8 protein-coding genes are annotated in these 6,958 nt (G+C 61.5%); 4 read left to right on the top strand and 4 right to left on the bottom strand.

Translation table 11 applies throughout. The annotated features are described in order from the left end of the window. From LD28_RS0121345 to LD28_RS0121330, 4 genes are all read left to right on the top strand, one after another. On the top strand, window positions 1–212 hold a 212-nt coding region (locus LD28_RS0121345; protein ID WP_033138882.1), incomplete at its 5' end, for a pyridoxine 5'-phosphate oxidase C-terminal domain-containing protein. A 36-nt stretch (window positions 213–248) separates the two neighbouring features. After that, window positions 249–863, top strand: a complete 615-nt coding sequence (locus tag LD28_RS0121340) for a glutathione S-transferase family protein (RefSeq protein WP_033138881.1) — start codon at window positions 249–251, stop codon at window positions 861–863. Further along, complete coding sequence (locus LD28_RS0121335; RefSeq protein ID WP_033138880.1) at window positions 863–2,506, top strand: GNAT family N-acetyltransferase; 1,644 nt, start codon at window positions 863–865, stop codon at window positions 2,504–2,506. The genes LD28_RS0121340 and LD28_RS0121335 overlap by 1 nt, the downstream gene beginning before the upstream one ends. A gap of 6 nt (window positions 2,507–2,512) precedes the next feature. Further along, window positions 2,513–3,052 (top strand): GNAT family N-acetyltransferase, encoded by a 540-nt coding sequence (locus LD28_RS0121330; RefSeq protein WP_033138879.1) that lies wholly within the window; start codon window positions 2,513–2,515, stop codon window positions 3,050–3,052. A gap of 109 nt (window positions 3,053–3,161) precedes the next feature. Here the strand turns inward: LD28_RS0121330 and LD28_RS0121325 are convergent, their stop codons facing one another. From LD28_RS0121325 to hflD, 4 genes are all read right to left on the bottom strand, one after another. After that, window positions 3,162–3,575 (bottom strand): hypothetical protein, encoded by a 414-nt coding sequence (locus LD28_RS0121325; RefSeq protein ID WP_033138878.1) that lies wholly within the window; start codon window positions 3,573–3,575, stop codon window positions 3,162–3,164. A 183-nt stretch (window positions 3,576–3,758) separates the two neighbouring features. Continuing rightward, entirely contained in the window at window positions 3,759–4,889 is a 1,131-nt protein-coding gene (locus tag LD28_RS0121320; RefSeq protein WP_033138877.1) for a ribosomal protein uL16 3-hydroxylase, read from the bottom strand. A 139-nt stretch (window positions 4,890–5,028) separates the two neighbouring features. After that, window positions 5,029–6,399: an adenylosuccinate lyase gene (gene purB / locus LD28_RS0121315; RefSeq protein WP_033138876.1), complete on the bottom strand. Its 1,371-nt coding sequence runs from the start codon at window positions 6,397–6,399 to the stop codon at window positions 5,029–5,031. 129 nt (window positions 6,400–6,528) lie between these two features. Beyond that, window positions 6,529–6,958: high frequency lysogenization protein HflD (gene hflD / locus LD28_RS0121310; protein WP_033138875.1), on the bottom strand; the 430-nt coding region annotated here is incomplete at its 5' end.

The following is a 6,958-nucleotide window of genomic DNA, read 5'->3' as shown; positions in this document are numbered from 1 at the left end:
GCATCTCGGCCCGCGGCGTGCTGGAGGCCAAGTTCCTCGAGCTCAAACAGAAGTTTGCCAATGGCGAAGTGCCGCTGCCGAGCTTCTGGGGCGGCTATCGGGTGGTGATCGAGACGGTGGAGTTCTGGCAGGGTGGTGAGCACCGGCTGCATGACCGCTTCTACTACACCCGCGAAGGGGATGGCTGGCATATCGAGCGTCTGGCCCCCTGATCGCGCTGTTCAAATCCATTTTCACAAGGAGTGTGTATGCGTCTGTATGGTGATCTGCGTTCCGGCAACTGTTACAAGGGGTGGCTGCTGGCCCGCTGGCTGGAGCTGCCCCTCGAGTGGGTGACGGTCGATATCGCAGCGGGGGAGACTCAAACCCCCGACTTTCTGGCCATGAACCCCAACGGCAAGATCCCGGTGCTGGAGATTGGTCAAGGCGATGCGCTGGCGGAGTCCAACGCCATCCTCTTCTATCTGGCGCAAGGCAGCGCCTTGTGGCCCACCGATCCGCGTCAGCAGGCAGAGGTGCTCAAATGGATGTTCTTCGAGCAGTACAGCCATGAACCCTATATCGCGGTGGCCCGTTTTATCGTTCACTATCTCGGCCGCCCCGAGTCCCAGGAGGCGCGTCTCGACGGGCTGAAAGCCGGTGGCGAGAAGGCGCTGGCGGTGATGGAGCAGCAGCTGAAACAGAGCCCCTATCTGTGCGGTGATGCGCCGACCATCGCCGATATCGCCCTTTATGCCTACACCCACGTGGCAGAGGAGGGGATCTTCTCCCTGCAGGGGTGGCCCGCTATCCGTAGCTGGATCGCCCGTATCGAAGCCCATCCCCGCCATCTGACGCTGCCAGCGGCCTGTCAGGTCAGCTGATGGAGCTGCTGATCGAGGCCACTCTGTGGCAGCCGCAGTGGGCTGCGCTGTTGCTGGTCTGGCAGCAGCACGGCCATCGTTGGCAGTTGCTGCTGGGCAAAGAGGCGGCGGCCGCCCTCGATCAAACCGATGCTCCTTGGGCGAGTTGTTCCCCTGACGGGGTGCTCTGCCCGGGGGCCCTGCTGGCCGCCTGGCTCGATGGGGATCTGCTGGCGGATTTTCATGCTGATCCCAGCCGCCAGATCCTGATCAGCGCCTCCACCTCGCTGCTGACCCTCGCCAAGGAGCAGGGGCTACTGACCCTGGGTCCGGTGGGGGCCGATCTGCCGCTCACCCCCGAGGCCGATTTGGGCGCCGTGCTCAATCGCCTGCTGGCGCGCCGCGTGATGATACCGACGTTGGCCGAGGGTTCGCACACCGCTGGCGTGGTGCTGCGGCCACTGCAGGCGGTCGATGATCGCGAGATCGCGCGCTACTGCAGTGACGAGGCGCTGGCCCGCTACACCCTCAATATTCCTCACCCCTATCCGCCGGAGGGGGCCCGCGACTGGCTGGCGCTCGGCTGGCGCAAGGCGGCGCTCGGGCTTGGCTGGAGCTGGGCCATCACCTTGCCAGAGGAGCAAGGGGCGGCGCTGGTTGGGGTGATCTCCCTGCACTGGAATGGCGAGCTCGCCTGGTGGGTCGGCGTGCCCTGGCAGAATCGCGGTCTGGCGACCCGGGCCGCCAGCTTGGTCAAGGGGTTTGCCTTTGACCAACTGCAACTGCCTGCGCTGACGGCTCGCCATATGCCAGACAATTTAGCCTCCGGCCGGGTGATGGCAAAACTGGGGATGCACTATCGCGGGCGGCGCCATATCAGCGGTCGTCAGCCGTGCGAGGTGAGCTACTGGCGACTGGATCGTGCCCTCTCCTTGCCTGCTCCCTTGCTCAACGAGATTGCCCATTGGCTGGCGGATGAGCGGATCGCCGTGGTGATCCTGCGCGCTCCTGCGGTGTCGGCAGTGCCTTTGCCCGGTTGCGAGATATCGGTCGCGCTCTTTACGGATGAGCCGGATGCCAGTGAGGTGGTGCCCTATCAGCGCCGCCAGCTGCACGATGGCAGGGTAATGACGCTTCATGGTTATCCGCTCGCGCAGCTGGAGCAGGCGGATCCGGATCAGCTTCATCATCTGGGGGGCGTGCTGCTCAAGGATTGGGATGAGCAGGGGCTAGCGTGGCTGCTGCAGCTGGCAGCCCTCTATCGACAGGGGCCTGCACTGCTGACGGGCGGGGAGCGTGTGGCGCAACTTGCGTGGATTGCGCAGTTGATGAAGACGGGAGCCGATGGCGGAGGGGAGGGGCCACTGCTGGCTCGTTACCAGCAATTGCGGCTGCTGGTGGAGCTGCCGGAGCTGGTCGACGAGCTGGATGGCTGTTGGCATCAGAGCCCGGAACTGACCCTCGCGCGGCTGGCACGAGAGGCCCCCGCCCTCTGGCTGGCCTACCGGGAGGCGTTGAACATGGCCACGCCAACCGCGCTGCACGCCTTGCAGCAGCAGCTTGCAGCTCGTTTTCCTGAGTGCACCCTCCCATTTTTGGACAAAGGTACTCAGAGTGACCAGCAGTTGTGTGGAATAATGCCCGCTCTGCTGTACGAGGAGTAATACCTGATGTTGAGAACCGAGCGCCCCGGTGACATGTTGCCGGTCTATGAGCTGCTGAGTGCCGCCTTCGGTCGTGCCGATGAGGCCGAGTTGGTCAACCGCCTGCGCGAATGTGGCGCTGCCGTGGTGACCATGGTCGAAGAGGAAGAGTACGAGTTCATGGGGCACCTGATGCTTAGCCCGATCACCATTAACGGCATGGAAGGGCCCTGGCTCGGTCTGGCGCCGGTAGCGGTTCATCCCGACTGGCAAGGTCAGGGGATTGGCTCAGACCTCATTCGTGAAGGACTTGATACGGCGCTCGAGATGGATTGGAAAGGGGTGGTGGTACTCGGTGATCCGGCCTACTACAGCCGTTTCGGTTTCCGTCCGGCCAGCGAATTCGGCCTGCGCTGTATCTATGAGGTGCCTGCTGACTGCTTTATGGCGATGGAGCTGCAGGAGCATGGTTTTGCGGGTGTACAGGGTGAGGTGCTCTATCACCCCCTGTTTGATGAACTCCCCGACGAGTTGCCGGATGCGCAGGCAGAAGAGTCCCATTTCTAGCGAGACGTTATAGCGGGACGTCGCAGCGACAAGTCATAACGAAAAAGCCCTCATCGAGGGCTTTTTAATCTGGTATCGGTCCCTGCCGGGCTTATTCGAGCCAGTTCACTCAGGCGATAATGTTGAGCTGGGTGCCCTTGCGATTATCTTCGCCCACCATGTCGCCCATCTGCTGAGCGAGGGGGCTCTGCTGGAATTGCAGGTAGTCGGTCAGGTTTTGCTGGCGCTGGTAGCGATTGGCCGCCAGATAAACATCAGCTGTGCTCGGGCCTGACTTGCTGTCGGTCTCCTGACCGCTGGCTTGCAGGTAGCGCTCCACCACGGCTTTATCCTGCTGGTTAGCCGTATAAGAGACCGCCATGGTTCTGCGAGCCGTTGCCTTCTCCTCGTTCTGTGCCTGCACGTCATCCTTCTTGTCCAGCGCAGCGTTGCGGGCCTGATTGATCTGCTCCGGCGTGACATCGGGGTAAGAGGGATATTTGCTGTAATCGGGCAGCGGCATGGGGCGGGAGGTGATCTGCATGGTGGCGCTTCTCTTCTGAACAGGAACGGCCGCATGATACGTGTCCGGTTTTGCTCAAGAAAGCACCATCGTTCTGCTCGTCAAGAGTGGGTTCAGCTTCGCGAATCGATTGTTAATCGAACAGTTGCAAAGAAACAAAAAAGGCGCCATAAGGCGCCTTTTTATCGTTCAGTCACCGCAGGATCAGTTGAAGAACCAGTAACCGCGGTTGACCAGACGGGTCAGCAGTTGCAGGAAACCGGCCTGATCGGCCAGCTCCACCATGTCGGCCTGAGTGATGATGTCTTTGTCACACAACAGGGAAATGGCCGCCGCATCTTCGCTCTGCAGAGTCCAGGCTTCGCCGTCGATGAAGCACTGCTGGCTCTCGCCGCTAAACCAGACCGAGCGCAGGCCCGGTACCTTGATGGCAGGCTCGCCCTGGGTCAGCAGGTCGGCCACCTCCTCGGCGCTGTAGTCCGGCTCAACCGGATTGACGTCCAGATCGTGCTTGGCCTCGGAGATCATGGCGCCGAACCACTCCTTGAACAGGGTCTCGTCATCGAGGGCCTGTTGCATCAGCTCGCGCAGACGGTGCAGCTCGTGGGGCTGGATTTCGCCGTGACGGGCACGGGGCTTGAGATCGGCATCGCCGTAACGCTCGGTACGCACCTCGTTGTCGATCAGGTGATCGGCAAAGGAGGAGATAAGCGCCTTGGCATCCGGTGCGCGGAAACCGACCGAGAAGTTCATGGAGGGCTCGATGGCGTAGCCTTCATGGGGGAATCCGGGCGGAATGTAGAGGATGTCGCCCGGCTCCATGATGACGTCGATGATCGCCTCGAACGGCTCGCAGTGCAGCAGGGCGGCGTGGGCGGCAAATTCGTTCAGCGGCTTGGCATCGCCGACGCGCCAGTGACGCTTGCCGACACCCTGGGTGATGAACACATCGTAGTTGTCGATGTGGGGACCGACACCCGCGTGGGGGGTGGAGAAGCTCACCATCACATCATCCAGTCGCCAGCCCGGAATGAACTGGAATGGCACAGCCAGCTCGTTCACCTCGGGAGCCCAGTGGTTGCAAGCCTGTACCAGAATGGTCCAGTTCTCTTCGCCCAGATGGTCGTAGGATTCGAAGGGACCGTGGGCTGCATCCCACTTGCCATCGAAACGGGTGACGAGGCGGGACTCTACCACCTCTTCCATGGCCAGACCCGCCAGCTCGTCCGGGCTGATGGGGTCCTGAAAGTCTTTGAAGCCGCCCTTGATAAGGAGCGGGCGCTTCTGCCAGTAGTGCTCAAGGAAGTGAGCGATATCCAGATTGAGTTCGTACATGCTGTTTCTCGTGTCTCGCAAAGAGGTTTTGCCCAAGGCGGGCTTGGGAAAAGCCACTCGGGATCCTGCCGTGGCAGGGAAAATAACAGGGGCCCTGTGGCGTATCGTGCACAGGGCCCCTTCGTCACTACCGGTTGGCTTACTTCAGCAGATCAACCAGACGCTGGGCGTCACCGATGTAGTTGGCCGGGGTCAGCTTCTTCAGCTCAACCTTGACCGCTTCCGGCAACTCCAGGGTGTCGATAAAGGTGCGCATCCCTTCGGCATCGACGCGGCGACCACGGGTCAGCTCTTTGAGCTTCTCGTAGGGCTTCTCGATCCCGTAGCGGCGCATCACGGTCTGGATCGGCTCGGCCAGCACTTCCCAGTTGGCGTTCAGGTCGGCGGCCATGGCGGCGTCGTTGGCTTCCAGCTTGGAGATACCCTTGAGGGTCGCCTGATAGGCAATCAGGGAGTAACCCACCGCCACACCCAGGTTGCGCAGCACGGTCGAGTCGGTCAGATCACGCTGCCAGCGGGAGATAGGCAGCTTGCTCGCCAGATGGCCGAATACCGCATTGGCCAGACCCAGGTTGCCTTCGGAGTTTTCGAAGTCGATGGGGTTGACCTTGTGCGGCATGGTGGAGGAGCCAATTTCACCAGCGATGGTGCGCTGCTTGAAGTGACCCAGTGAGATGTAACCCCACACATCGCGGTCGAAGTCGATCAGGATGGTGTTGAAGCGGGCCATGGCATCGAACAGCTCGGCGATGTAGTCGTGCGGCTCGATCTGGGTGGTGTAGGGGTTCCAGGTCAGACCCAGCGAAGTCACGAACTCCTCGGAGAACTGGTGCCAGTCCACATCCGGGTAAGCGCTGATGTGGGCGTTGTAGTTGCCGACCGCACCGTTGATCTTGCCGAGGATCTCCACCGCCATGATCTGCTTGAACTGGCGCTCCAGACGGTAGGCGACGTTGGCCATCTCCTTGCCCATGGTGCTCGGGGTGGCCGGCTGACCGTGGGTACGGGAGAGCAGCGGCATGTCACGGTATTCGTGAGCCAGACGCTTGAGCTCGCTGATCAGCTTTTCGCAATAAGGCTTGATGACCTCTTCGCGGGCGGTTTTCAGCATCAGACCGTGGGAGTTGTTGTTGATGTCTTCCGAGGTGCAGGCGAAGTGGATGAACTCGCTGACAGCCGCCAGCTCCGGGTTCACTTCGACTTTCTCTTTGAGGAAGTACTCCACCGCTTTCACATCATGGTTGGTGGTGCGCTCGATCTGTTTGATACGGGCGGCGTCACTCTCGTTGAAGTTGCTGACGATGCCGTCGAGCAGGGCGTTGGCGGCCGCGCTCAGGGCAGGGACTTCCGGGATCCCGGCGTGGCTGGCCAGTTTTTGCAACCAGCGCACCTCGACTTCGACGCGAAAACGCAGCAGACCGAATTCGGAGAAGATAGGGCGCAGGGCATCGGCCTTGTCGCCATAACGACCGTCAATCGGGGAAACAGCAGTCAGCGCGGACAGCTCCATGGGGTGAACTCCTGATGATTTGTGTGGGGGATCCGTATCCACTCGCGCGTGGGCCGGAGTCGTCATCAAGGCGGATGTGCGGCTGTTCACCCTGATGTCGACCTCGCTTGCCCGCGCGCGAGCCGATGATTAGTAACGTTTGGCCAGCTCCACCATCTTCTTGCGAGCGAAGATGATCTGGGTCCGGCTGCCACCGAGCTGGCGCCACAGCACCACGGCGCGAATGCCCGCCAGCAGCAGGGCGCGCACCTTGTGCTGCACCAGCGGCTGCTGCAGGAACAGCGGGGTACCCGCAACCTGGATTCTGGGGCCTATCGGGCTGATGAGATCGCTGTAGATGCTCGCCATGTTGGCCAAAATCTGCTCGTCGAGCAGATCGAAGTGCTGTTGCTGGCGGCCAATCTGGCTGATCCGCTCACCCAGCATATTGAGAATGTCCTTGCGCTTGGCCAGCTTGCGCTCCAGCGCAATCAGGCTCACCACGTAGCGGGTCAGCTCGGCATTCTTCTGGCTGCCGTCGGAGCCCAGCTGCTCGACCAGCGCGCGGTAGCCGTCGCGA

This window comes from Aeromonas finlandensis, assembly GCF_000764645.1.
Classification (GTDB): domain Bacteria; phylum Pseudomonadota; class Gammaproteobacteria; order Enterobacterales; family Aeromonadaceae; genus Aeromonas; species Aeromonas finlandensis.
This window is presented reverse-complemented; position numbering and strand designations above follow the sequence as displayed.

Coding starts and splice junctions, on each gene's coding strand:
- LD28_RS0121330 (WP_033138879.1), top strand. CDS start 2,513: ATGTTGAGAACCGAGCGCCCCGGTGACATGTTGCCGGTCTATGAGCTG.
- LD28_RS0121335 (WP_033138880.1), top strand. CDS start 863: ATGGAGCTGCTGATCGAGGCCACTCTGTGGCAGCCGCAGTGGGCTGCG.
- LD28_RS0121325 (WP_033138878.1), bottom strand. CDS start 3,575: ATGCAGATCACCTCCCGCCCCATGCCGCTGCCCGATTACAGCAAATAT.
- purB (WP_033138876.1), bottom strand. CDS start 6,399: ATGGAGCTGTCCGCGCTGACTGCTGTTTCCCCGATTGACGGTCGTTAT.
- LD28_RS0121320 (WP_033138877.1), bottom strand. CDS start 4,889: ATGTACGAACTCAATCTGGATATCGCTCACTTCCTTGAGCACTACTGG.
- LD28_RS0121340 (WP_033138881.1), top strand. CDS start 249: ATGCGTCTGTATGGTGATCTGCGTTCCGGCAACTGTTACAAGGGGTGG.